The sequence below is a fragment of the Epibacterium ulvae genome (genome assembly GCF_900102795.1).
GTDB lineage: Bacteria > Pseudomonadota > Alphaproteobacteria > Rhodobacterales > Rhodobacteraceae > Epibacterium > Epibacterium ulvae.
This window is the reverse complement of the sequence record NZ_FMWG01000018.1, coordinates 15,303-41,135: the sequence shown is the minus strand read 5'-3', so window position 1 is coordinate 41,135 and position 25,833 is coordinate 15,303. Positions and strand designations below refer to the sequence as shown.

Below are 25,833 nucleotides of genomic sequence, written 5' to 3'. Positions count from 1 at the left end.
GACGCCCTGCGCGAGGGTCAACCTTTCAGTGCAAGCTTATCGCGTTGATCAGGCGATCATGCCCCTGACAGAACATTGCAGATCAGCTGCTTTGATTTCGTATTGACGCAGGGAGCGGACATAAAACGGATCTTTCACAACCAGTTGTTCAACAGCGTCTTCACTATCAGCATGGACATACCAGATTGCGCCAACAAAATCCTGCATCGGAGACATGGCCATCTCTCCGCCGATATCCAATTCAGGATGGGCACGTACATAAGCAATATGCGCTTCGCGGCGGCTCCTGTCAGCCCGGATTGCCAACATATCAGGGCTGTCTTGGAAGTTGACAGTCCAATATCTTGATGTTGGCTGGTCCATCAGGGGCCTCGACGCAGATTAACAGAGTGGTACGTAGCGTCTCAATTTACCCGAAAACGATCCATTGCGATAGAGCCAGCTGTCACCACAAACCAGACCACAGCATCTACGCATTCTATTTGCTCTTTCGCGCACCTACTCTCCCAAAAGATCTGCATGGAGCTGCAATGCAAATCGATCTGTCATCCCTGCAATGTAATCTGAAACGATACGCGCTCGCGCAGTTTCTCCTTGTGCGGCATTGATATCTGCGTGCCAACGTTGCGGCATCTGTAGTGTATTTTCTAAATAATAAGGGAACAGATCTTCGACCACTTTGGCAACACGTGCACGCACATCCATCACAGAAGGCGCACGATACATCTGACGAAACAAAAACGCGCGGATCTCTTTAAGGTCGCGCCACAGTTCATCTGAAAAGACAACAACGGGATAGCCAAGCGCCCGCACCTCTTCGACACGAGTGACGCCGCTCTCCGCAAGCTTTTGGCGTGCCGTATCAATCACGTCGGATACCATCACCCCAAACACACGCCGCAATGCTTCATGCCGACGGCGACTGGCATCCAGTCGCGGGTACAGGCGATCCACGGCTGCATAAGCCTGCCCCACGATAGGTAGTGCGCAAATGTCTTCATCACTGAACAAACCAGCGCGCAGGCCATCATGCAAATCATGATTGTTGTAGGCGATATCGTCGGATAGCGCCGCAACCTGCGCTTCGGCACTGGCATGCGTATAAAGCTCGAGGTCAACCTGAGTATTGCAGGCCGCAAGGGCCCAAGGCAACTCCCCCGTGACGGGACCATTGTGTTTGGCGATTGCCTCCAAGGTTTCCCATGTCAAATTCAGCCCGTCAAATTCGGCGTAATGCCGTTCTAAACTGGTGACAATCCGAATGGCCTGCGCGTTGTGATCAAACCCGCCATAAGGCGCCATCAGCGCATGCAGCGCATCTTCGCCAGTATGTCCAAAGGGCGTATGCCCAAGGTCGTGGGCAAGCGCGACAGCCTCTGTCAGCTCTTGGTTCAACCCCAAAGCCCCTGCGATTGTTCGCCCGACCTGCGCCACTTCAATCGAATGGGTCAGTCGCGTGCGGTAGTTGTCTCCCTCGTGCTCAACAAAAACCTGCGTCTTATGCTTCAACCGTCGAAATGCACTTGCATGAATAATTCGATCTCGATCACGCTGAAATGGAGAGCGAAAACTACTCTCTTCTTCAAACACCTGACGACCACGACTGCGGGCCGGTTGGGTGGCAAATGGGGCCGTCATAATTAATCTTTTCCTTGCGCAAATCTTGTCGCTTGCCTTTCACCTTTCTATATAATGAGTTCGGCTGCAACATGGCATTGGAGAGAGCTCATGCAACTGCCCCCAAAAGTCACCGAACGCGCCTTTGCGCGCCTTTCAGAAATTGGTGCAGCCACGCAAGGCCAAGCCTTACGGATTGCTGTAGAAGGCGGCGGCTGCTCTGGTTTTCAGTATGAAATTGCGCTGGATGCTCCCAAAGACGATGATCTCATCCTCGAAGGCAACGGCGAAAAAGTTGTCGTTGATAGCATTTCCCTGCCCTTTCTGGAAAACGCGGTTATTGATTTCACCGAAGAGCTGATCGGCGCGCGCTTTACCATCGACAATCCAAACGCCACTGCCAGCTGTGGTTGCGGCACGTCATTTTCGATGTAAGCCACTCTTGCCCTGCCTGCAGCTCTGGGCGATAGATCATCCAGATCACAGCCCGGAGGCCTCGCGCATGAAAATTGCTACATTTAACATCAATGGCATCAAAGCCCGTGCGCAGGCCCTGCCCGCATGGCTTGATGAAGCGCAACCTGATGTAGCTGTGTTGCAAGAAATCAAATCTGTCGATGAAGCGTTCCCGCGCGAAATCATCGAAGAACGCGGCTACAATCTGGAAACCCATGGGCAAAAAAGTTTCAACGGAGTCGCGATCCTTTCGAAACTCCCGCTGGAAGATGTGCACCGTGGCCTGCCCGGTGACGACGAAGATGTACAAGCCCGCTGGATCGAGGCAACCGTGGTCGGCAAACAGGCCATTCGTATCTGTGGGCTGTATCTGCCCAATGGCAATCCTGTTGAATTGAATGCAGACGGCACACCTGTTGCGGGTGGAAAATATGACTACAAAATGCGCTGGATGGCCCGTCTTCAAGCCCGCGCTGAAGCCCTACTGGCCAGCGAAACGCCTTTTTTGATGGCCGGCGACTATAATATCATTCCACAGGCCGAAGATGCCCGTCGCCCAGAGGCTTGGCTGGAGGACGCTTTGCATCGTCCAGAAAGCCGTGCCGCCTACCAGCGCCTGCTTAATCTGGGGCTTACGGATGCCTTTCGCGCGCGCAATTCAGCTCCTGGTCAATATTCCTTCTGGGACTATCAAGCGGGGGCATGGAACCGGGATGATGGCATTCGCATTGATCATTTCCTACTCAGCCCACAAGCTGCAGATCTTCTTCGTGATTGCCAAATCGACAAAGAGGTGCGTGGCCGCGAAAAACCATCTGACCACGTCCCGGTCTGGGTGGACCTTGATCTCTGACACCACCGCGCCATGCCTGAGGCATGGCGCCTAGCCTAACGGTTTACCGCGTACAGCTATGCGCGCAATAAACGGGCGGGAGCCTTTGCCTGTGTCCTCATTGGCGTCGGGGATCTGATAGCATTTCATTGTGTCTGTAAATCCAGTCAAATTGGCGCGCCAATTTTTCCGGGCGGTATTTCGATAGACAGGACAATGCAAAATGCGCAGGTGCCGCAAAGGGGCGCTTTAAGTGAAACTTCCATGCATTTCCATTTGCCGCCGCCACAACCCGCTCTACACGCGGTCGTCTCAAACCTTCATAGGTCTTGAGCCCTTCTTCTGGTGTCACAGCTGCATCCAAACATTGTGCAAGCTCCCAGGCATCTTCCAGCGCCAAATTTGCCCCCTGTGCCATAAACGGCAAAGTGGGATGCGCCGCGTCTCCCAAAAGCCCAACACGTCCTTTGCACCAATGCCGAGCGACCTCATGACGGAACAAACCCCAAAGCGCGACATCTTCAACCGAAGAGAGCAATCCGCGCACATCGCCACCAAACATCGAAAACGCGTGGCGCAGCTCATCCGCATCGCCTCCGGTCGACCAACCTTCTTCAGCCCAGGCTTTGCGCTCCATCACAGCAACAAGATTGACCATACTGCCGTCACGCAAAGGATAGGCAACCAGATGACGGCCCGGCCCCATAAATACCTGTGCTTGGGATCTTAACCCCATACTATTGGGAACAATCGCACGCCATGCAACTTGACCCGTGAAAAACGGATCAGAAGCCTCATTTAACGCTTTAAACACTTGCGAATGAAGGCCATCTGCCCCCAGCACGATATCAGCGTCGATATCAGCACCACGCGCGAGACTGATACTGGGGTCTTGATCAGCTTCTACACCGATCACATGCTTATTTAACAACAGGCGCACCCCAAGGGCCTGTGCCGTTTCCTGCAATAATGCGATCAGATCAGCTCGGTGGACAAAGTAAAACCGTAAATCCGGTGCATATTGCTCAAAATCAAGATGTGCGATTTCGCGGCCTTTTGAATGATGACGCAAAACAACGCCTGTAGATCTCATCGACCGCCAAGCCAAATCATCTGCAAGCCCAAAAGCGCGTAAAACAGCTCCCCCATTGGGGGTAATTTGCAATCCTGCGCCAACCTCTGAAATCTCAGCGGCCTGCTCCAAAACCGTCACCGCCGCACCGCGTTGCGCCAGCGCTATTGCCGCCGCAAGCCCCCCTATCCCCGCACCAACGATCAGAACAGATTGGTTTTCTATGGACATGTAAAATCTCGCAAAAAACGCACAAAAGGTGCCCTCGCAAAGCAAAGGCACCTTTTAATTATCGTGTTTACACGAATCAGTCGTCGCGATGAACCTTTTCGCGGCGCTCATGGCGCTCTTGTGCTTCAAGGCTCATGGTTGCAATTGGACGCGCATCCAGACGCTTCAGGGAGATCGGTTCTCCGGTCACGTCACAATACCCGTATTCACCTTCATCAAGGCGCCGCAATGCCGAATCGATCTTAGAAACCAATTTGCGCTGCCGGTCCCGCGTACGCAGTTCCAAAGCGCGATCTGTTTCCTCGCTCGCACGATCTGCAACATCAGGAATATTGCGGGTGCTGTCTTGCAAGCCTTCAATGGTATCTTTGCTGCCCGCGAGCAATTCCATCTTCCAGTTCAACAGCTTTTGACGAAAATATTCTTGCTGCCTTTCGTTCATAAAAGGCTCATCATCGCTTGGGCGATAATCTTCGGGCAGAAGTGTATCCTGCTTCATATTCGCTCTCTCAGTCTGGCCCATATTATTTCGTTTGCTCTGTACATTTACAAACATATGGCTTTCCTATCACTGCGTTTAGCTTCTAGGCAGCCGATTGTCACTACACAATACTAACAACGTAAGGTTAAAACAGGCCTTACGACCACAAGTCATCGTTAACAGCAAGTGAAAAGGTGTATTTTTATGAATTTTCAAGGCACTAAAGACTACATCGCCACGGATGACTTAAAAATTGCAGTAAATGCCGCAGTGACGTTGCAACGGCCACTTTTGGTGAAAGGTGAACCCGGAACCGGAAAAACCGAGCTGGCGCGCCAAGTCTCGGCCAGCCTCGGTTTGCGCATGATTGAATGGAACGTCAAATCCACCACACGCGCACAGCAAGGTCTGTATGAATATGATGCGGTCAGCCGATTGCGCGACAGTCAACTTGGTGATGCACGTGTTGAAGATGTGGGGAACTACATCAAGAAAGGAAAACTCTGGGAGGCCTTCGCCGCAGATGAGAAAGTCGTCTTGTTGATTGATGAGATCGATAAAGCCGACATCGAGTTTCCAAACGACTTGCTGCAAGAGCTCGATAAAATGGAATTCCACGTCTACGAGACAGGGCAGACCATCCGCGCCAAAGAGCGCCCGATTATCATCATCACATCAAACAATGAAAAAGAACTGCCTGACGCGTTCCTACGACGGTGTTTCTTTCACTACATTCGCTTCCCAGACGCAGAGACGATGAAAGAAATCGTCAAGGTCCACCATCCAGAGATAAAAGAGACGCTTTTAACCGCCGCGCTCACGCAATTTTATGAAATTCGCGAAACTCAAGGATTAAAGAAAAAGCCCTCCACCTCAGAGGTTCTGGATTGGCTCAAACTTCTTCTGGCCGAAGACCTAAGCCCCGAAGACCTCAAACGCGAGGGGGCCAACGCTTTGCCGCAGCTTCATGGTGCACTGTTGAAAAACGAACAAGACGTGCACCTGTTTGAACGCTTGGCCTTTATGGCCCGTCGCGGACGCTAGCCCACTGGACAGTATACTTATCTCAAGCTACCTCAGCCCGACACGGTAAAAAAAGGCACACACTATGCTCGTAATCGCAGGCGTTCTTATCGGCTTATGCTTAGGCCCGTTCCAAGCCAAAAAGCGCGGCGGCAATCGTCTTGATATGCTGCAGTATGGCGTCATTTACGCCATGATTTTTGGTGTATTTGGCCTGATCGCTACAATTATTACCCATCGTCTGGTGCTTTGATCCCAACACGGAGTTTTATGTGTTTCAGCCCTTTTTTGAACAGCTTCGCGCCGAAGGCATTCCCGTTTCATTGCGGGAATATCTCACCTTTCTTGAAGCACTCAAAACCGGAATTGTCACATATGATCTTGATGGGTTCTACTATCTAGCGCGAACTGCAATGGTCAAAGATGAACGCTTCATCGATCGCTTCGATCGCGCATTTTCTTCCGCCTTCAAGGGCTTAGAGCACCTAACAGATGATACCGTAATGCAAACCCTCGAACTCCCTGAAGAGTGGTTGCGAAAAATGGCGGAGAAACATCTAACTTCCGAAGAACAAGAGGAAATTGAATCGCTTGGTGGCTTTGAAAAACTAATGGAGACCTTGAAAAAGCGCCTTCAAGAACAAGAAGGTCGCCATCAAGGCGGCAACAAATGGATCGGTACAGCTGGCACTTCCCCCTTCGGTGCTCATGGCTACAATCCCAAAGGCGTCCGTATCGGACAAGACAAAAGTCGGCATCGGCGTGCTACAAAAGTATGGGATAAACGCGAATTCAAAAACTTGGACGGTGATATCGAACTTGGCACCCGTAATATCAAAGTTGCCCTGAAAAGACTGCGCCATTGGGTGCGTGATGGTGCGCAGGATGAACTTGATCTGGATGGCACCATTCGCGCAACAGCAGAACAGGGGTATCTTGATGTCAAAATACGCCCCGAGCGGCGTAACGCGGCAAAGGTTCTATTGTTTCTAGATGTCGGCGGTTCTATGGACTCTCACATCAAAGTGGTAGAAGAATTGTTTTCGGCGGCCCGTAGTGAATTTAAGAATCTAGAATATTTCTACTTTCACAATTGCCTCTACGAAGGCGTATGGCGTAACAACAAGCGTCGCTGGGATGCACAACTTTCAACCCATGAGATTTTACGCACCTATGGTCCTGACTACAAATGTATCTTTGTTGGGGACGCCTCTATGTCCCCTTACGAAATCGCCTACCCGGGTGGCGCAAACGAACACTGGAACGAAGAAGCCGGACAAGTCTGGCTGGAACGTGCGCGCACGCAATGGCCGCATCATCTCTGGATTAATCCAGTGCCGCAAAACCACTGGGATTACACTCACTCCATTGCCATGATCCGCGAAATTTTTGATGGACACATGGTTCCGATGACACTTGCAGGTCTGGAAACAGGCATGAAACATTTAGGCCGCTAGGGCGTCACCTTTCCTCACGCGCCTTTGCGCTGTGCGAAAGCACAGCGCCACGCCCAACTGGGCGGGGCCATCGCAGATGGTGCCAAGCTCAGGCGGGAGCGCTCCCAGAGCACAGAAAATCCCCTTACCATTGCACATCTTTGCTTGCTCCCTCATATCTAGACTATGTTGCGTATTCTTCCCATTGTCGCCGCGATCCTGTACGGCTTGATCATGTACCGGGTTTCTATCTGGCGGACACACCGTGAACTGGATCAGAAATCAACAGAACTCGCTGATGTAAAGCTCAAACAGATCACAGACCGTCTTGCTGCCGCGCTTGAAGTCAAACGAATTCCAGTTTTCATCTACGAAATTGATCCCATCAATGGTCTGGCTGCGCCAGACGGACGGATCTTCATCACGCGCGGGTTTTACAATGCTTACCGCGCAGGGGATATTTCTGCAGAAGAGTTGGGTAGCGTTATCGCTCATGAGCTTGGCCATGTGGCCTTGGGGCATGCAAAAAAGCGCATGATCGATTTCTCAGGCCAAAACGCGCTGCGCACCGTGTTGATGATGATCTTAGGCCGTTACATTCCGGTTATTGGCCCTTGGATTGCAAATTTCCTGACCAAGCTGATTGCAGCACGCCTTTCACGTGAAGACGAGTACGAAGCAGATGAATATGCCGCCGCCCTTTTATCCAAAGCAGGCTATGGATTAACTGCACAAAAATCACTGTTTGAAAAGCTCGAGAAACTAACCCATGGCCGTGCAGGCCTCTCTCCGGCTTGGTTGATGAGTCATCCACAGACAGCTGATCGTATTGCAGCCCTTGAACGACTTGAAGACCGATGGGCAAAGCGCTGATTGCGCGCCAAAGCACATTACGAAGCACTCCCCGTTAGGCGGTTTGCTCCAAAGCTTTTGCAAGGCGCGGCAAACGCGCTTTTTTAAATAAGCTCCGCATAGTCCAGCCCCCACCAGACATATGGTTTGCTGTGGCCAAAACTTGCACGCCCAACTGTTCAAGCCCAACCGCATCCTTCAACCATAGCTCATAAAGCAACCCATCTGGGGTAAGGCGTTCCATCCCTTCTTCTGCCAGCGTGTGACGTGGAAAATCCTTGTTGTTGACCGTAACGATACCATCTGCATGACCCGCAATTGCGGCGGCCAGTACATGTACATCCGCCGCATCAGGCAACCACAATCGTTTTTCGATCCCCGGTGCTGGTGCAATTTCCGCTTTTGGCCAATGCGCCCTTAAAAGAGCCGCTTCTGACTGCGCTTGCGCAGCCCCTTCAGGACCCAGTTTCAGTGCTGCGCGTTGCCATTCTTCTAAAATACGCGCGGACCAAAGAGGTGTGAAATGGCCCAGGCGCGCGGCACCCAAGAGCATTTCACGCATCACTGTCGGGTATATGACGCAGGTATCCAACAACAGCTTTCGCATGTGATCAATCCAGCCGGAAGAAAACAGCCTTAAGATATCCGCTCTCTGCCAATTGCGGCATTTGTGGATGATCCGCCCCTGCATACCCTGTATGGATCAATTGTCCCCGGCGTCCACCGCGACCGATCCCACGCGCTGAAGCATTGCGGAACTTTGTTAGATCCGCCGCATGTGAACAGGAACAAAGACCCAGATAGCCCCCCGGCTTCACAAGCCCAGCGGCCAGACGTGCAACACGTTCATACGCGCGCAAACCTGCTTCTAGCGCCGGTTTGGAGGGCGCAAACGCCGGTGGGTCACAGATGACTACATCAAATTGTGCCTGTTCTTCGCCCAGCGCGGTCAACACTTCAAACGCATCGCCCTGCCGGATGCTCAGGCGATCATCAAAGCCACTCGCCCGCGCCCCTTGCGTCGCCAAGTCCAATGCCGCGGCCGAACCATCCACACATGTCGCACTCGATGCACCTGCTGCCAACATCGCAAGACCAAAGCCACCAACATGTGAAAACACGTCCAGCACCTCAGCGCCGGAATGAACCAAACGCGCCGCAAAGGCATGATTTTCGCGTTGATCAAAAAACAAGCCTGTCTTCTGGCCGCCTGTCAGATCAGCCATATAAGTGGCTTTGTTCATCTGAACAGGAACCGGCGCTGTTGGCGCCTCTCCTAAGAGAGGTTTGCTAACCTCATCCAGTCCTTCCAGACCACGCGCGCGTCCAGACGCATTTTTCAAGACTACGCGACATCCGGTTACCTCCGTTAATGCTGCGGTCAATGGTTCCAGATAAGCTTCAGCCCAAGCCGCATTTGGCTGCACCACGCAAGCGTCGCCAAACCGGTCCACCACAACACCAGGCAGGCCATCAGTCTCCGCGTGAACCAAGCGGTAGAAAGGTGCATCATAAAGCTGACTGCGCAGTGCAAGTGCCCGCTCGAAACGTGTGGTAAACCACGCCTGATCAATCACGGCTTCTGGGTCTTTATCCAAGATACGCGCAATGATTTTGCTATCTGGGTTTACAGCCACCAACCCCAGCGTATTCATCGCGCCATCTTCGAGCACAGCAAGCGTCCCAGCAGTCAGTTTCCGGGTGCGCCGATCTGTCACCAGTTCATTGGCATAGACCCAAGGAAACCCATGACGCAGTGCGCGTGCGTTTGCTTTGGGTTTCAATTTGATGCGGGGGCGCGAAGGCGCAATTGTATCAACTGTCATGTCTGCCCTCTTAGCGAGATGCTGAGTGCAGGGAAAGAGCTTAGGCGCAAAGGCCCCTCAATTGAGGCGTTGTGGTCGTGACCGACTGCGCCATCCACCCCGCCGTTGCGGTGATCCTTGTGCTTGCAGACCTTCCTGCAAGACAACCGTCATCGGGTGATCCGGAAATGCCTCAGCATACCGGGTGAGAAGTTGGGGAATAACCATAATCGCGTCGACTCCTTCCGGTAAGCTCAACGCCCAATCCAAAAAGATACTCCGGCATTGGCTTTGGTCCAGATCTGCAATCTGGTAAGCTTCATAGATAAGTGACTTTGGGTCTTTGACGCTCATGTCCAACTCTCTTGCAAAAGCGCTTGGGTGATCAAGTCATCACAGGTTTCATAAGTCTTTTCCAAAGTCTTTTCCAGATCGGACAGTCTATCTGTGCGACCTGCATGTGCGAGAACGCGCGCGGTGCCCTTGCCAAGCTGATCAGAGATCAAAGGTTGATCCGACACTAAGCGCGCTGTTGTTTGAACCGCCCAATACCGATCATAGGCCTGTTCAAGAACCGCACGTGTTCTCTCAGACAACCAGCCGCACACCACACCAGCATTTAACCCTTCACGCACCGAGCGAACAGGTTTTGCTGCCAATAGTGACGCCGTTTGAGCGGTCAGTTCTACTTCCATCATGCGCCCTCTCCCGGTTTTAACATCCAAAATCCCTGCAGAGGGTTTTGCGGTCTCAAGACGCAGGCGCATTTCCGTAACCTCTTGCAAGATTTTGACTGTCTCAGGTGGTCGAGACAGCACAGCACTACGAATTTCCTCGATATTTGCAACCAACGTAGGATCCCCCGCAATTCCGCGCGCACGGGTCAACGCGAGATGTTCCCAAACCCAAGCCTGATTATGCTGATAATCGCGAAATGCCTTCAGGCTTGTGGCAACCGGTCCCTGTGTCCCAGACGGTCGCAGGCGCATATCAACCTCATACAAGCGCCCCTGCGCCATTGGCGCGGTCAGCGCTGTAATCAAAGCTTGCGTGAGCCGCGCGTAATAGGGACGCGCCGCCAATGGGCGCGCGCCCTCAGACATTTCCTGATCGCCGGGATCATATACCGTGATAAGATCAAGATCAGATTTTGCATGTATCTGCCCGGCTCCAAGAGATCCCATTGCGACAACCGCAAGGCCGCGACCGGGCGGTGGGCCATGGCGCGTGGAAAATTGGCATGCAACAACTGGGGCAAGCGCCGCAATGACAACCTCAGCAAGCTGCGCGTACTGGCGCCCGGCCTCTTCCCCAGAAATCAAATCACGCAGATGGTGCACACCAATACGGAAATGCCATTCTTTTTTCCAGGCTCGGAAAGCATCAAGCTTTCGCTCATAGTCGTCTTCACCCTCAACGCGGGTCTGCAACCCAGCCAGCAGCTCTTCTCGCGTTGGCCACTCTTGAAAGAAATCCCCAGCAATTACAGCGTCAAACACGGACGCATTCCGTGACAAATAGCTGGCCAGCTCAGGTGACGTGCCGACGATATCCATCAACAGGTCCATCAATTGCGGATTGGCCTCAAACAGTGAAAAAAGCTGCACCCCTGCAGGCAGCCCCGCAAGGAACCCATCCAGCGCCAAAAGCGCTTCAGAGGGTTTCGCCGTCTGCGCAAGACGCGACAAAAGTTCAGGTCGAATACGTTGGAAAATCTGCTGTGCGCGCTGGCTACGCAACGCCGGATAGCTGTGCCAGCGCTCTAGAATCTCGGAATCTAAATCCGTCGGAAGATCGTTTGTCGGAGCTGCAATAGTAGGGTCTGGCGCAAAGAAGCCTTCTGTCAACTGATGCACCTCTCGCAGCCGCGCCCCAACATCCTTTTGCATCTCTTCGACACTACACCCCATCAAACAGGCCACGCGTGCAAGGCCCTCCTCGGTTTTGGGCATGCGATGCGTTTGCGCATCATGGACCATCTGGATGCGATGCTCGACCTCTCGATGGGCGCGATAATGGTCGCTGAGCGTTTCAGCGATATTTAGCGGTATCCAGTTTTTTCGAGCCAAGGAAAACAAACTTTCGACAGTGCCGCGCAGGCGCAAACTATCATCACGACCTCCCGCGATAAGCTGCTGTGTTTGCGTAAAAAACTCTATTTCACGAATCCCCCCGCGGCCAAGCTTCATATCATGTCCGGCCACGACAATCACATCGCTGCCCGTGCCTTTATTCTCGCGTATGCGAAGCCGCATATCATGGGCATCCTGAATCGCTGCGAAATCCAGATGACGCCGCCACACAAAGGGGGACAGTGTTGACAAAAAAGCCTCCCCCGCAGCGATGTCACCCGCACACGTGCGTGCTTTGATATAGGCTGCACGCTCCCACGTGCGGCCGAGGCTCTCATAATACCGCTCGGCCGCCTCCATGGCGATACAAACAGGTGTCACCGCTGGATCCGGTCGCAGTCTAAGATCTGTGCGAAACACATAGCCATCAGCTGTTCTATCACTCAGCGTGCTACACATATTGCGCGTCGCCCGAACCAACGCTTGTCTTGCATCAAAGAAATCATCGGGTGCAAAACGGCTTTCGTCAAAGAGGCAAATCAAATCAATATCTGAACTGTAGTTCAGTTCAAACGCACCCATTTTCCCCATGGCGAGAACCGCAAGACCGCCAGCGGTCTCGACATCATCAGGCGTAAGTCCGGGCAGTTTCTTGCGCCGAATTAATGTGGCGATCTCTGCCTTAAGTGCGACATCAGCTGCACAGCCTGCAAAGTCGGTAAGTGCCCCCGTCACTTGCTCAAGGTGCCATCCGCCCGACAAATCACAAAGAGCCGTCAAAAGTGCCAAACGGCGTTTCGCCTGGCGTAAACCGGGCTTAAGCTGATCAGGTGACAGCGCACCGCATTCTTGCAAGAGTGTGGCCACTGCCGCGTGAGGTGCCGACAGTGCTTCGGCGATCCAGTGTGCCTCTCGCGTCAGGAGATCCTTCAGATAGGGACTGGATCCAGCTGCTCCAACCACAAGGTCAGCCTGCTCTGCCGTCAGATCTGGGATCAAATCTCGGGTTTCGCGTCCTAAATCAGCATCAAATGCATGAGGTACGCGTAAAATGTTTAACGTGTCTGCCATAAAAAAACTGTGATCCCTCCAGCGGTTGGCGTCAATCCTTGGATGTACTCAAAGATGAATGTGAAAAACTTTTACATTGAGACTTGAAACAAAGGCAGAGGCCACCGACATACGATAATGTGAATTGGATTTACATCCCAAAGATCACTGACACCAACAAAGGAGAGAGACATGACAACATTCACAAACGTCGCCCCCGAACCCGCGGTTCAGGGTTGGCTTGCCCGCTGTGAAAGCTGGCTGGACCAAAAAGGTAAAGGAGCCTGGATTGCCGCGATGGTTCTGGGCTTTATCTTCTGCTGGCCAGTTGGCCTCGCCCTTCTATTCTACATGATCTGGAGCAAAAAAATGTTCGCTAAATCTTGCCGCCACGCCTCAAAATGGACCACCCCGCATAAGACCGCGTTTCGTTCAAGCGGCAACAGCGCATTTGACGCTTACAAGCAAAACACGCTAGATCGTCTTGAGCAGGAACAGACTGATTTTGAAACGTTTCTTGAACGCCTGCGTGCAGCTAAAGACAAAACCGAATTTGATCAGTTTATGGACGAGCGCACAAAAACCGCGAACGACAATGTCGGGAAAGAAGCACAAGAATAACTTTACTTTTCACTCTCCTCTTGCCCCCGCATCATGCGGGGGCATCCTGCCAAAACGAACACACTGGAGCTATAAATGTCTGCCCTACCCGATCCTGACTATGCATCGGAGTTCTATGCATCAGTCCCGGCAAAACGCCTCCTTGCCTGGGTCATCGACGGATTTATCGTCTTTGGCCTCACATCATTGATTGTTTTGCTGACAGCCTTTGTGGGTCTGTGGTTCTGGGGGGTTATTTTTCTGGTCTTGGGGTTCGCGTATCGTGTGGTAACGATTGCCAATACATCAGCCACATGGGGAATGTACTTCACCGGTATTGAGCTGCGCGCCGCCAATGGCAGCCGCTTTGATACGAGCCTGTCGTTCTTACACACCCTTGGATATACAATTTCAGTCTCGATCCCAATCTTGCAGATTATCTCGATTGTTCTGATGCTCACCTCAACCCGTAAACAGGGGTTGACCGATATGATGCTTGGCAGCGTTATGATAAATCGGCGTGCGTAACCTCGGGAAACATGCAAAACCTTACAGCATCAATGATTAACCCATTTGCGCTGAGAGATCTTGGCGCAGAGACTTGGGGTTGCTAAGGTCAACTGATATTCAAGTACAGTCGGCCACGTCTTAAGTTCACATGCGTCATTCTCTTCCTATCGCTCCACAGTTCTACGTTACCGCACCGCAGCCCTGCCCCTACTTGGCAGACCGAATGGAACGTAAACTGTTTACAGCGCTACAAGGCGATGGCGTCGAACAGTTAAACAACAGCTTGTCGCAACAAGGGTTTCGCCGGTCGCAAAATGTGGTCTATCGCCCTTCCTGCACTGATTGTGCCGCCTGCATGTCCGCCCGTATTAACGTTGCTAAATTCAAACCAAGCAAAAGCCAGCGGCGCACACTAAAACGCAATAACAAACTGATCCGCAGAGCAACCTCTCCCTGGGCCACAGAAGATCAGTTCGAGCTGTTCCGCCGCTATCTTGACACCCGCCATGCCGATGGCGGAATGGCTGATATGGATGTCTTTGAATACGCTGCAATGATTGAAGAAACACCAGTTCGCAGCCGTGTTGTTGAATACTTGAACGAAGACACGCAGAAATTGACAGCGGTTTCTTTGACAGACGTGCTCGAAGATGGGTTAAGCATGGTTTATTCGTTCTATGAACCAACGCTGGAACAAAATTCTCTTGGAACGTTCATGATCCTAGATCACGTGGAAATCGCGCGTGAGGCGAACTTTCCTTATATCTATCTAGGCTATTGGGTGCCGGGCAGTCCCAAAATGGCTTATAAGGCCAAATTTTCCGGTCTTGAAATCTACCGTGATGGTGGCTGGCAACCGATGGATGACCCTCAGACCTTAGCTGCCGAACAACACGAACGCGCTTGTGCCCCAATTGCGGAACAGGTGGCAAATATTCAGCTGCCAGCCTCACACCGTTCTCAACGTTGAGAGGCCAACGCTTTGCAGCAAATAAGATAGCCTGTTTAAGCATAACTGTCCGAAACTGAAAAAGGGCTCCGTTAGGAGCCCTTTGTTATTTCAGGATATGATCTCCCGTTTAGTTCCCAATCAATGCAGGCACAATTGTGACAATCGTCGGGAACAACCAGAGGATTGCCAGCCCTGCGACCTGGATCAGAACAAACGGTAGCACCCCGCGGTAGATATGTGCTGTTGTCACCTCTTTTGGCGCAACGCCGCGAAGGTAGAACAGGGCAAATCCAAAGGGTGGCGTCAGGAAAGATGTCTGCAAGTTCACAGCCACCATGATGGTCACCCATTTCGGATCAAAGGATCCGCCATAGATCACCGGCCCGACGATTGGGATGACGATGTAGATGATCTCAAGGAAATCGAGCACGAATCCTAAGACAAACAACACCAACATCACGATCAGGAACACCGTAAGCTCATTGTCAAAGCTGCGCAGGAATTGCTGGATGTAATGTTCTCCCCCAAAAGAGATCACCACAAGGTTCAGCAATTGTGAGCCGATGAGGATAGTGAAAACCATCGAGGTCACTTTTGCTGTCTCACGCACAACAGGGGTGAGCACGCCACCTTTGAACAAAACCCAACATGCGTAAAGCAAACCAAATAGTGCAAAGAGATAGGCGCTATAAGCAACGCCAAAGGCAATCGCATTCTCAGCACTCACACCGCTTTGATTATTAATACGCAGATCAAAGTTCACCCCGATCAAGATTGCAGCCGCAACTGCAAAAGTTGACCAAATGATCACCCAGCCCGACTGTCCCTGCTCTTGGAGTTTACGATAGGCCGCAAGCATTATCGCCCCACCCGCACCAAGCGCAGCAGCCGGTGTTGGATTGGTGATACCACCCAGAATAGACCCAAGAACTGCCACGATCAAAACCAACGGAGGGAACACCACACGGATCAAATCGTTTTGCGCGCAGCGGATTGCAGCCGATTTGCAGCCATAAAGCGCAAGCGCGGTCGGCAAAGCCATCAACACAACAGTCCCACCGGGGGTGGTTGTCGGTGTGATCAGCAAAATATCGACCAATGCAAGAACCAATAGTCCGATACCACCCAAGATAAGTGGTTTGCTATCCTGTGAAGGTGCAACACCGCGTGCAACTGACAACACCAGGCCAAGCATAACAATCAAGGTCGCGATACCAGATCCAATTGGAGCTGCATTTGCGATCTTTTGTGCCCGCGCTTCGACCAACTGCTCTTCGGTCAACTGTGTCGCTTGTTGAACACCACCTGCGGCATCAATCTCAGCCTGTTCAGCAAGGGCTTGATCCCAAGCCTCTTGGCCATGCAGGTCAATCATCGACGCCTGACATTGTGCACCAACATTGGTGCGCAATGATGCAGCCTGACCAGCATCAGAGAAAGAAGAAACCGTAATATTCTGGCTGCCCACAAGGCCAAAATTCCCAAACAGAAAAACCCCAAGAAGCAAAGCTGCTGGCACACCAAGGAACCATGTCAGGCCTTCGCTCTTTGTGATGGGTTCATTGTTTGTATCTTCAAGGATGACCGCAGGCGCTTTATCAGGATTCAACAGTGCAAATCCAAAGGCATAAAGCGCATAGAGCAATGCCAGCATGATACCCGGCAGCAGTGCAGCCTGAAACAAAGTGCCGACGGAAACCACAGCGGGTTCACCCAGATAGGTCAAGGCATCCGTACAGCCCGCTTCGTTTGCCCGTTGTTCCTGCGCCGTTGAATAAAGATCACCGGCCAATGTCCCCAACAAAACAATCACGATGGACGGCGGGATAATCTGACCAAGTGTACCAGACGCCGCAATGACACCCGTCGCAAGTTCAGGAGAGTAATTGTTGCGCAACATCGTTGGCAGCGCCAACAGACCCATAGTCACAACTGTTGCTCCAACGATACCAGTTGATGCCGCAAGAAACGCCCCTACAACAACAATCGATACCGCCAGACCGCCAGGCAAGGGTCCAAAGACGCGCGCCATCGTGGTCAAAAGATCATTGGCAATTTTAGAGCGTTCTAGGGTGATGCCCATCAGAACAAACATCAACACAGCCAACAAGGTTTCGATTGACGCACCTGCCAGAACACGCTCGTTGATCCGGTTCACAATGAAAGACACATTGCGATCCAGTGCGTATTCCCAGCCCTGCGGAAACACAGGTTCCGCAATGCGTGGTAGATCTGGGTACCTAAAGACAGATATCGTGTCAGGTTTGATACCTGAATTCACAAGATCTGAATAGATTTGGCTAGAGGTATCAATCGCCTGATGGATCAACAGGCCCGCACTATCCAGTGACGCAATGATCCCAAAGGAAATGATCCCTGCCCCACCGATAGCAAAGGCCACCGGGAAGCCTGATAGAATACCTCCGAAAAGGCAGAAGAATACAATAATGAGGCCGATTTCGACGCCATCAAGACCGAATAGCATATCCGTTGTCCCTTATTTAATGAGCGCCTTCATAGGCTTCTTCACCTGCGCCAAGACTGTCCTTGTCGAGGTATTTATCTTCGCTCTCTTCGCCTTCGATGAATTCAAGGAAAGACCGATAAAAGAACGCAATCGCGTGCAAGAACACAGTCGCAGCAAAAGCCACCAGCAGGATTTTAAACAAGAAGTATCCGTTAAATCCATTAGGGCTAAAGGCAATGGTTTCCACGTTCCAGCGCAGCGCGCGCGCTTTCAAAACCAAACGTTCAAGCGCGTCTGACGCAGACGGTTTTGGAACAATCAAATGGCGCCATAGGAAGAACCAGCCATACATCCACACCACAACCGCCAGGGGCATCATGAAGATCAACGAGCCGATCATATCAATGACCTTCTTCGCGCGGTGACTGATACCTGCGTAAATCAGGTCAACCCGAACATGGCCCCCTTGCACAAACGTGTAGGATACACATAGGCACACAACCAGAGCATTGTAGAATTTCAATTCTTCAGCAAACCAGCTGATATCTTTTTCAAGCGCAATACCAAGGCCAAAGCTCATGTCTGGCCGAGTAAAGATACGCTGCATAAAAACGATAATGATCTGCTGTAAGACCATCAGAAGGCCTGCCCAGGCAAAGAACCGTCCCAGCCCGTTGGCAAAGCCTTCTAGCCCACGCACCATGCCCCACATGGCATTGCGGTAGTACGCTCCGATGGCTGTCAGCACCAAAAACGCTGTGAACACCACAAAGAAAAACTCCACCGATCCGCCATAATAGACAAAGCGCATCAACGATTGTTTATCTTCGGTGGTATTACCCCAGCTCAGCCAATCAAGCCAACTGCTGGTATGCGTAAGCGCATAGCCTAAATTGTAAAACGCGCCTGCTAAGTTCTGAATCAGCCACCATAGACCTGATCCCAAAGCGGCGAAAAAGGAAATGCCACTGTCGTCCTGCATGTTTCCCCCGGAAGTCTTTGCACAGAACAGCTGCGCGAGTCCGCATAGGCGGAGCAGCTGTTTCAGCAATGCAAATAAGAAGAGCCCCCCGCGTCAGGCGGGGGACCGTTAAACTCACGTCTGGCAGATTAGCCCAACACGCGGTCACGTTGTGCGCGATATGCGCCTTCAGATTTTGTGAGCCACCCAGAAGAAGCCTTCATAGAAGTTTCAACGCTGTTGCGGATCTTGGCAAACAGTTCGTCATCCATGAACTCGTCCAGTGTCTCTTTTGTTGCTGCACCAAATGCATCCCAAACGCTATCTGGGAATTCGAGCGTGTTCACACCACCAGATTGCAGACGCTGTAGCGCCGCACCATTGTTGTTCATGAATTGCGCAAGGCTCCACTGGTGACCTTCTGCTGCTGCAACTTCGATGATTTTCTGATGTGCAGATGACAGGCTGTCAAAGACGTCACGGTTGGTTGCCACGGACAAAGCCGCGCCTGGCTCGTGGAAACCAGCTGTGTAATATGTCTTGGTGATTTCCTGGAAACCAGCTTTTTCATCCGCCCAAGGGCCAATCCACTCGGTGCCATCAATCGCACCAGAAGACAGCGCCTGATACACTTCGGAACCCGGAATATTCTGGACAGAAGCACCCAGTTTACCAAGTGCTTTGCCGCCTAGGCCCGGCATACGGAATTTCAGACCGTTAAAATCTTCAGGACCTTTGATTTCTTTATTGAACCAACCGCCCGCTTGTGGACCGGTATTGCCGCCAATAAAGGATTTCAGACCAAAAATCTGACCCAGTTCATCATGCAGAGCCCCACCATCACCATGGTAATACCAGTTGGTGATTTCTTGTGGCGTCATACCAAAAGGAACTGCAGTAAAATACGCATACCCCGGGTGCTGACCGGTGAAATAATAGTCTGCACCATGGTACATATCTGCCTGACCAGCAGTCACCGCATCAAAGACCTCAAATGCGCCAACCAGTTCACCTGCGGCTTTCAAGTCAACGGTCAATGTGCCATCGGACATTGCTGTGATGCTATCAGCCACGCGCTGCGCTGAATCGTGTACCCCGGCAAGGCCACGCCCCCAGGTTGTTACCATGGTCAGCGTGCGCTTTCCTTGCGCGTAAGCAGGTGCTGCTAGTGCACCAGTTGCCGCAGCCGCTGATCCACCCAATGCGGTGTTTTTCAAAAAAGAACGGCGATCCATTATATTTCCTCCCATAGAAATTCTTCGACCCCGGCATTCACCGGGTGGAACGGTTCAGGTGCGCCAAGCCTAGTCAGGCGAACGCATAAGGGAATACCTACAAGTACGTAGGGATGTATATTTCAGGGTCAGGTCACTGACTTATATGTACTTTTTGTCAACAACCCGGTCTGATATCCGCACTATTTTATGATTTCATACGAATCATAATGGGTATCATCGCAAGCCTAAGCTTTGATTCTGCCCTCCAATATCGTAACGATTCGCCTATGGCTTTAACCGATATCCTATTCCGCCCGACCTACGGCCAAAAACTATCGCTATTGGCAACGCTACCGCTTATCGCTGCTGCGCTTGCTATTAGCGTTCTTGTTTCAATCCAATCTCGCAGCCTCGCGGAGCGAGAGATACAAGCGCTTGAACATCAATTAATCGAAGCAAAAAAGGTCGAATTACGGAATTACGTTACCCAGGCGCGGAACAGTTTTTATCACATATACGGCCCGGCCTCAGTGCATGATGACGTTGCAAAAGAGCACGTCTCACAAATCCTAAGCGCTATGATCTATGGCAAAGATGGCTTTTTCTTTGTCTATGACTACGAAGGCACCAATCTTGTAAATCCGCGACAGACACAATTCATTGGTGAAAACTGGCGCGGCCTCACTGATAGTCAGGGTACGCCAGTTGTCGACGAATTGATCCGTCTCGCCCGTCAAGGGGCCGGATGGCATTCCTTTATGTGGGAAAAACCTTCCACCGGTGAAGAAGGTCAAATGATCGCCTATGTCTTAGGCTTGCAAGACTGGCAATGGGCTGTCGGAACGGGCGTCTTTATCGATGATGTTCTCGCCACTGTTGCCGCCGCGCGTGCTGATGTTGAAACGCGGGTTCGCAGGACCTTTTACTACATCGGTGGCATTACTATTGTCGCCCTTATGGTCGTCTTTGCGTCAGGCATGTTCCTGAACATAAGAGAACGCCGTCTTGCGGATGCAAAGCTCAAACAACTCACCCAACGGGTATTTGATGCACAAGAAGAAGAACGCGGACGCGTGGCCAGGGAATTGCATGATGGCATCAGTCAAATTCTTGTCGGTGTACGCTACGCGCTCGATATCGCACGGCGACGAGTCGGCAGCGAAGACTACACTCAGGCTGAAAGTTCCTTGAACAAAGGGATAGACCATCTGGGCACTGCCATCATCGAAGTTCGGCGGATCAGCCGTGACCTCCGCCCAGGGGTACTGGATGATCTGGGGCTGGGCCCTGCGCTGAAAGCACTGACAGATGATTTTGCACAACGCACCGGCATCAAAACTGAGTTCAGCACTGTGGTTTTTCGAAATCGACTGGATCAGAACAGCAAGATTGCGCTCTACCGCATTGCGCAAGAAGCTTTGACCAATATTGAACGGCATGCAGAAGCGTCTCATGTGACAATGGATCTGCGGGGCCATGCAAAAGGTGCAACAATGACCATCTCAGATGATGGACGTGGGCTACCTCTACAAAATGACAAAACGCGTAGCGGTATTGGTCTGCGTAACATGCAGGAACGTATTGAGCAGCTTGACGGCTCCCTGCGTCTTCTGTCATCACGCCTTAACGGTCGCGGCACAACAATAGAGGTACAACTCCCACTTAGCCATATGCTCGCTCCAAGTGAGGACGCAAAAGCTACAAACACACCGCCTGAACCACCGCAACCATCTGCAGGGGACCTGCATTAATCTGAAATAAACTAAGAAGTGAAGTATCTGATCTGATGACACGCGTATTGATTGTCGATGACCATCCTATGGTCGCTGAAGGCATCCAGTCGATCCTTGAAAGCTATGAAGACATCACCGTCGTCGGAACTTTGACCAATGGCAAAGCTGCAATTGACCAAATTGATCATTTAAAACCAGATGTCATCTTAATGGATCTGAATATGCCAGATGTTGGCGGCCTGACAGCGACGGAGATGATCCTTGAACAAGCCCCGCACACACGTATCCTTATTTTGACCATGCATGATAGCGCTGAATACATATCTACCGCCCTCAGCCATGGCGCAATGGGTTACGTCTTAAAGGATGTGCCAACCGAAGAAATCAAATTGGCCGTCGACGCAGTCATGCGCGGTGAAAAGTATTTATGCACTGGTGCTGCGGGGTCCTTGCAGCCGAAAGAAAGCGAAGCACGTGAAGCCCTAACTGGCCGTGAGCAAACAATTCTGCTAGAACTTGCGCAGGGCAAATCCAACAAGCAAGTCGCGCAGGAGCTTGATATATCCGTGCGCACAGTTGAAACACACCGCAAGAATATAAAGCGGAAACTGGGAATCTCATCAACGGCTGGGCTTACCCGCTATGCCTTGGAGCATGGCGTCCTGCAGGGCAGCGCCGGCTTCTAAAGATTGTTGCATCACCAATCACGCAATAAACTTGTTCTATCTGCCTAGGCGCTAATTGCCTCTCCAAAGAACACCAACACACCGTCTTCGTCCAACACATGGAATTCACGCTGGCCATAAGGCTGATCAAACGGCGCCCGCACTCTGTCCTTTGGCAAATGTATCAGTTTGGGGCGGAGTTGTTCATAAAGCGCATCCAACCCTTCCACATCAATGTAAAATGACACATCCTGCCCCAAAGGCCGACCATCCAAACGCGCAGGACATTGTAACAATCGGATTGCAGCTTTTTGCCTGTGCATGAAGGCGTAGTTGTCGGCTTGAAACCCAAGTACGAACCCAAGGTACACTTGATAAAATTCAATTTGTCGCGCCAAGTCTTGGCAAGGCACAAAAGGCGTTATCTGTTTACAATGCGCTGTCACATCAGTTCCCTCCAATGACTTTCGTTCCATATAATAACACAGGTTTTCAATCCCCAGACCAATTCACCTGTCTAGCCATTGACAAGATCAAAGACACTGCCAAATATTTTCAGTAATTTCCAACACCAACGCACTGACGCAATAAAATTTCTCAAAACGTCGAATTTTCACGCGTTTGCTGGTTGACGCCCCTGAGGCCCGAGCATAATGTTACTCCACGTTAAATGGAGTCAATGGAAATGCCTTTCCTAGTCGTAGTCGTGAGAAGAACGCGCATGGGCCGGTAACGGTAGACCATAACTGACCCCATGCGCCTCCGATAAAAATCGGAGGTTTTTTTATGCGCAATCCCTGCGCAAAACCGATGTCGCCAATTTGGAGCTAGATCAGATGTCACGTGAAATGACCGGCGCAAAAATGATTGTTCAAGCCTTGAAAGACCAAGGTGTGGACACCGTCTTTGGATACCCCGGCGGCGCCGTTCTGCCGATCTATGATGAAATTTTCCAGCAAAACGACATTCGTCATGTTCTTGTGCGCCACGAACAAGGCGCAGTGCATGCGGCCGAAGGATATGCACGCTCAACAGGTAAGCCGGGTGTCGCACTGGTAACCTCTGGGCCTGGCGCCACCAACGCTGTCACTGGCTTGACGGATGCGCTGTTGGATTCAATTCCAATTGTTGTTCTTACCGGGCAAGTTCCCACCTTTATGATTGGTTCTGACGCCTTCCAAGAGGCGGACACTGTTGGCATCACCCGTCCCTGCACAAAACACAATTGGCTGGTAAAAGAGACCGATCAACTGGCAGCCACAGTACATGAGGCCTTCCATGTCGCGACCTCAGGTCGTCCTGGCCCGGTTTTGATCGATATTCCAAAAGATGTGCAATTTGCGACCGGCACCTATCAAACGGCCAAGCCTTCTGCCTCGCATTACCAGCCACAACTCAAAGGTGATATCGAAGAGATCACTGAGCTGGTCGCAGCCATCGAAAAAGCGGAACGCCCAGTTTTCTACACCGGCGGCGGCGTCATCAATTCCGGCCCTGCAGCTGCGCAACTGCTGCGCGAATTGGTAGATGCAACCGGTATCCCAATCACCTCAACCCTGATGGGTTTGGGCTCTTACCCTGCGTCTGGAAAAAACTGGTTGGGCATGCTGGGAATGCATGGTCTTTATGAGGCAAACATGGCCATGCATGGCTGTGACCTCATGATCAATATCGGCGCGCGCTTTGACGACCGGATTACCGGCCGCCTTGATGCGTTCAGCCCCAACTCAATCAAAGCCCATGTGGATATTGATCCTTCCTCAATCAACAAGGTTATCCGCGTCGATATCCCAATTGTTGGTGATGTAGGGCATGTGCTTGAAGATATGCTGACCCTTTGGAAATCACGCGGTCGCAAAGTGAACCGTGAAGCGATTGCCAAATGGCATGCTCAGATTGACGAATGGCGTGCGGTGAACTGTTTGTCATACACGCCTTCAGAAACGGTCATCAAACCGCAGTATGCCTTGCAACGATTGGAAGAGCTGACCAAGGGTATGGACCGTTATGTCACGACCGAAGTGGGGCAACACCAGATGTGGGCCGCCCAATACCTAGGGTTTGAAGATCCCAACCGCTGGATGACATCAGGTGGACTGGGCACCATGGGTTACGGGTTTCCCGCCTCTGTCGGCGTACAAATGGGCCATCCAGACGCTCTGGTGATCAACGTTGCAGGTGAAGCCTCATGGCTGATGAACATGCAAGAAATGGGTACAGCCGTGCAATACCGCCTGCCTGTCAAACAGTTCATCTTGAACAATGAACGCCTCGGCATGGTACGCCAGTGGCAAGAGCTGCTGCACGGTGAGCGCTACAGCCATTCGTGGTCAGAAGCCCTGCCCGATTTCGTAAAACTCGCTGAGGCCTTTGGTGCAAAAGGCATCATTTGTTCGGATCCAAAAGATCTGGACGATGCGATTATGGAAATGATCAAATATGATGGCCCGGTTATCTTTGACTGCTTGGTTGAAAAGCATGAAAATTGCTTCCCAATGATCCCGTCAGGAAAAGCACATAACGAAATGCTTCTGGGGGAAGCTGAGACGCAAGGTGTTATCCAAGAAGGTGGCGCGGTATTGGTCTAATCAATACCCGTTTCTGAAACCCAAAACGGCCCGAAAGCTCTCTTTCGGGCCATCAGGAACCGAATAAGGACAAGATAAATGTCTGCACTACATATCAAAAAAGGCTCCACCCGCCATTCCGCCTATAATCTACGGCCGAACTTTTCCGACGTCCAAGAGCGTCATACGCTTGCACTTTTGGTTGAAAATGAACCCGGTGTTCTGGCGCGCGTGATAGGCCTGTTCTCAGGTCGTGGATACAACATCGAAAGTCTGACAGTGGCTGAAGTGGATCACACAGGCCACCTGAGCCGCATCACTATTGTGACGACTGGTACGCCCCAAGTTATTGAGCAAATCAAAGCGCAACTTGGCCGTATCGTACCCGTTCACGAAGTGCATGATCTAACAGTCGAAGGACCATCAGTAGAGCGTGAACTCGCAATTTTCAAAGTTGTCGGTGAAGGAGACAAACGCGTTGAGGCACTGCGTTTGGCAGATATCTTCCGCGCAAATGTCGTCGACAGCACATTGTCGAGCTTTATCTTCGAGATTACAGGCGCATCAAAGAAAATTGATGCTTTCGCGGATTTAATGCGCCCGCTCGGTCTGACTGAAGTCGCCAGAACTGGCATTGCAGCCCTGCTCCGTGGTGAAAACGACTAAGATACCCTACTAGCAGGAACAACAGCGTTGATTGCGACAGCATCTGCCAAACGGTTCTGCACATTGAGGCACAGTAGGAAAAGTCAAAACATTTGCAGCATCTCGATACGCATCGGGAGCTGCGTTTTCTTGACAAGCAGCTTGCGCACAGCGCTGTAGATTATCTGCGAGTTCAACTTCTAGTGTTTGTTCCGTTTTGAGCAAATCATTTGCGTACCGGCGTCCATCTCGCATTTCTAGACTAAAAGTTACGCAATCACCTTTCCTTAGGCGGCTGACTTCTCCCATTATACCTTGAAAAAACACCAAATCGCCTTGATCCTCAGACCAGATGATGGCCTGGGTCATGGCCGGATCGCTCCAGAGTATATAACCAAACATTGCCACTCCAACAATTCGTACACTCTAAAGATATTAGCGTATTCATTAGTAAATTGAATAAATACCATAACTCAAAATCAAATACACCTTTGGTCATTTGTGTCATGTTCGAAAAACTATGACACAAAAAATAACACAAATGATGCGGAATAGCGTCAACTAGTGTTGACTAAAGAGGCAATCAACA

General features: G+C 51.4%; 25 protein-coding genes. 13 read left to right on the top strand and 12 right to left on the bottom strand.

What is annotated here, in order from left to right; translation table 11 throughout:
• Positions 1 to 48: 48 nt before the first annotated feature.
• Positions 49 to 363 carry a YciI family protein gene (locus tag BLP79_RS18415; protein WP_090221158.1) on the bottom strand — a complete coding sequence of 105 codons (315 nt, stop codon included), beginning with the start codon at positions 361 to 363 and terminating at the stop codon, positions 49 to 51.
• Positions 364 to 498: 135 nt separating this feature from the next.
• The gene (locus BLP79_RS18410) at positions 499 to 1,638 is read right to left on the bottom strand and encodes a deoxyguanosinetriphosphate triphosphohydrolase (RefSeq protein ID WP_090221157.1); all 1,140 of its coding nucleotides are present in this window, start codon (positions 1,636 to 1,638) and stop codon (positions 499 to 501) included.
• A 90-nt stretch (positions 1,639 to 1,728) separates the two neighbouring features.
• On the opposite strand from BLP79_RS18410, the gene BLP79_RS18405 reads away from it, so the two are divergent.
• Positions 1,729 to 2,052 carry a HesB/IscA family protein gene (locus BLP79_RS18405; protein WP_090221156.1) on the top strand — a complete coding sequence of 108 codons (324 nt, stop codon included), beginning with the start codon at positions 1,729 to 1,731 and terminating at the stop codon, positions 2,050 to 2,052.
• A 67-nt stretch (positions 2,053 to 2,119) separates the two neighbouring features.
• The gene (xth, locus tag BLP79_RS18400; RefSeq protein WP_090221155.1) at positions 2,120 to 2,926 is read left to right on the top strand and encodes an exodeoxyribonuclease III; all 807 of its coding nucleotides are present in this window, start codon (positions 2,120 to 2,122) and stop codon (positions 2,924 to 2,926) included.
• 97 nt (positions 2,927 to 3,023) lie between these two features.
• Here xth and BLP79_RS18395 read toward each other — a convergent pair whose 3' ends face one another.
• A complete protein-coding gene (locus BLP79_RS18395; protein WP_090221169.1) occupies positions 3,024 to 4,208 on the bottom strand; it encodes an FAD-dependent monooxygenase in 1,185 nt (394 codons plus the stop codon).
• A 76-nt stretch (positions 4,209 to 4,284) separates the two neighbouring features.
• Positions 4,285 to 4,707 (bottom strand): RNA polymerase-binding protein DksA, encoded by a 423-nt coding sequence (gene dksA / locus BLP79_RS18390; protein WP_090221154.1) that lies wholly within the window; start codon positions 4,705 to 4,707, stop codon positions 4,285 to 4,287.
• 186 nt (positions 4,708 to 4,893) lie between these two features.
• On the opposite strand from dksA, the gene BLP79_RS18385 reads away from it, so the two are divergent.
• From BLP79_RS18385 to BLP79_RS18370, 4 genes are all read left to right on the top strand, one after another.
• The gene (locus tag BLP79_RS18385; protein ID WP_090221153.1) at positions 4,894 to 5,733 is read left to right on the top strand and encodes an AAA family ATPase; all 840 of its coding nucleotides are present in this window, start codon (positions 4,894 to 4,896) and stop codon (positions 5,731 to 5,733) included.
• A gap of 64 nt (positions 5,734 to 5,797) precedes the next feature.
• Positions 5,798 to 5,965: a hypothetical protein gene (locus tag BLP79_RS19780; protein ID WP_090221152.1), complete on the top strand. Its 168-nt coding sequence runs from the start codon at positions 5,798 to 5,800 to the stop codon at positions 5,963 to 5,965.
• A gap of 19 nt (positions 5,966 to 5,984) precedes the next feature.
• Complete coding sequence (locus BLP79_RS18375) at positions 5,985 to 7,169, top strand: vWA domain-containing protein (protein ID WP_090221151.1); 1,185 nt, start codon at positions 5,985 to 5,987, stop codon at positions 7,167 to 7,169.
• Between the two features lie 165 nt (positions 7,170 to 7,334).
• Entirely contained in the window at positions 7,335 to 8,021 is a 687-nt protein-coding gene (locus tag BLP79_RS18370; RefSeq protein WP_090221150.1) for a M48 family metallopeptidase, read from the top strand.
• A gap of 34 nt (positions 8,022 to 8,055) precedes the next feature.
• Here BLP79_RS18370 and BLP79_RS18365 read toward each other — a convergent pair whose 3' ends face one another.
• The 4 genes from BLP79_RS18365 to BLP79_RS18350 are packed head-to-tail and all read right to left on the bottom strand — an operon-like array spanning position 8,056 to position 12,948.
• On the bottom strand, positions 8,056 to 8,607 hold the full coding sequence (locus BLP79_RS18365) for an RSP_2648 family PIN domain-containing protein (protein WP_090221149.1): 552 nt from the start codon (positions 8,605 to 8,607) through the stop codon (positions 8,056 to 8,058).
• Positions 8,608 to 8,611: 4 nt separating this feature from the next.
• Complete coding sequence (locus BLP79_RS18360) at positions 8,612 to 9,826, bottom strand: RSP_2647 family RNA methyltransferase (protein ID WP_090221148.1); 1,215 nt, start codon at positions 9,824 to 9,826, stop codon at positions 8,612 to 8,614.
• A gap of 57 nt (positions 9,827 to 9,883) precedes the next feature.
• Entirely contained in the window at positions 9,884 to 10,159 is a 276-nt protein-coding gene (locus BLP79_RS18355; protein ID WP_090221147.1) for a hypothetical protein, read from the bottom strand.
• Positions 10,156 to 12,948 (bottom strand): bifunctional [glutamate--ammonia ligase]-adenylyl-L-tyrosine phosphorylase/[glutamate--ammonia-ligase] adenylyltransferase, encoded by a 2,793-nt coding sequence (locus tag BLP79_RS18350; protein WP_090221146.1) that lies wholly within the window; start codon positions 12,946 to 12,948, stop codon positions 10,156 to 10,158. Before BLP79_RS18350 ends, BLP79_RS18355 begins: the two co-directional genes overlap by 4 nt.
• Positions 12,949 to 13,119: 171 nt before the next feature.
• On the opposite strand from BLP79_RS18350, the gene BLP79_RS18345 reads away from it, so the two are divergent.
• From BLP79_RS18345 to BLP79_RS18335, 3 genes are all read left to right on the top strand, one after another.
• Positions 13,120 to 13,548 carry a DUF2852 domain-containing protein gene (locus tag BLP79_RS18345; RefSeq protein ID WP_090221145.1) on the top strand — a complete coding sequence of 143 codons (429 nt, stop codon included), beginning with the start codon at positions 13,120 to 13,122 and terminating at the stop codon, positions 13,546 to 13,548.
• 75 nt (positions 13,549 to 13,623) lie between these two features.
• A complete protein-coding gene (locus tag BLP79_RS18340; RefSeq protein ID WP_090221144.1) occupies positions 13,624 to 14,055 on the top strand; it encodes an RDD family protein in 432 nt (143 codons plus the stop codon).
• Positions 14,056 to 14,185: 130 nt separating this feature from the next.
• Positions 14,186 to 15,007: an arginyltransferase gene (locus BLP79_RS18335; protein ID WP_090221143.1), complete on the top strand. Its 822-nt coding sequence runs from the start codon at positions 14,186 to 14,188 to the stop codon at positions 15,005 to 15,007.
• 109 nt (positions 15,008 to 15,116) lie between these two features.
• Here BLP79_RS18335 and BLP79_RS18330 read toward each other — a convergent pair whose 3' ends face one another.
• The 3 genes from BLP79_RS18330 to BLP79_RS18320 form a co-directional block, all read right to left on the bottom strand.
• Entirely contained in the window at positions 15,117 to 17,474 is a 2,358-nt protein-coding gene (locus tag BLP79_RS18330) for a TRAP transporter large permease (protein ID WP_090221142.1), read from the bottom strand.
• A 16-nt stretch (positions 17,475 to 17,490) separates the two neighbouring features.
• Positions 17,491 to 18,438 (bottom strand): TRAP transporter small permease subunit, encoded by a 948-nt coding sequence (locus BLP79_RS18325; RefSeq protein ID WP_090221141.1) that lies wholly within the window; start codon positions 18,436 to 18,438, stop codon positions 17,491 to 17,493.
• Positions 18,439 to 18,566: 128 nt separating this feature from the next.
• Positions 18,567 to 19,652, bottom strand: coding sequence for a TRAP transporter substrate-binding protein (locus tag BLP79_RS18320; protein WP_090221140.1), 1,086 nt, complete (start codon positions 19,650 to 19,652; stop codon positions 18,567 to 18,569).
• A 269-nt stretch (positions 19,653 to 19,921) separates the two neighbouring features.
• Between BLP79_RS18320 and BLP79_RS18315 the strand changes: the two genes are divergently transcribed.
• Positions 19,922 to 21,385: a cache domain-containing protein gene (locus BLP79_RS18315; RefSeq protein ID WP_090221168.1), complete on the top strand. Its 1,464-nt coding sequence runs from the start codon at positions 19,922 to 19,924 to the stop codon at positions 21,383 to 21,385.
• A gap of 35 nt (positions 21,386 to 21,420) precedes the next feature.
• Positions 21,421 to 22,053, top strand: coding sequence for a response regulator transcription factor (locus BLP79_RS18310; RefSeq protein WP_090221139.1), 633 nt, complete (start codon positions 21,421 to 21,423; stop codon positions 22,051 to 22,053).
• A 44-nt stretch (positions 22,054 to 22,097) separates the two neighbouring features.
• Here the strand turns inward: BLP79_RS18310 and BLP79_RS18305 are convergent, their stop codons facing one another.
• A complete protein-coding gene (locus BLP79_RS18305) occupies positions 22,098 to 22,478 on the bottom strand; it encodes a bleomycin resistance protein (RefSeq protein ID WP_232716182.1) in 381 nt (126 codons plus the stop codon).
• Between the two features lie 390 nt (positions 22,479 to 22,868).
• On the opposite strand from BLP79_RS18305, the gene BLP79_RS18300 reads away from it, so the two are divergent.
• On the top strand, positions 22,869 to 24,620 hold the full coding sequence (locus tag BLP79_RS18300; RefSeq protein WP_090221137.1) for an acetolactate synthase 3 large subunit: 1,752 nt from the start codon (positions 22,869 to 22,871) through the stop codon (positions 24,618 to 24,620).
• A gap of 78 nt (positions 24,621 to 24,698) precedes the next feature.
• The gene (gene ilvN, locus BLP79_RS18295) at positions 24,699 to 25,265 is read left to right on the top strand and encodes an acetolactate synthase small subunit (protein ID WP_090221136.1); all 567 of its coding nucleotides are present in this window, start codon (positions 24,699 to 24,701) and stop codon (positions 25,263 to 25,265) included.
• The last annotated feature ends 568 nt before the right edge of the window (positions 25,266 to 25,833 follow it).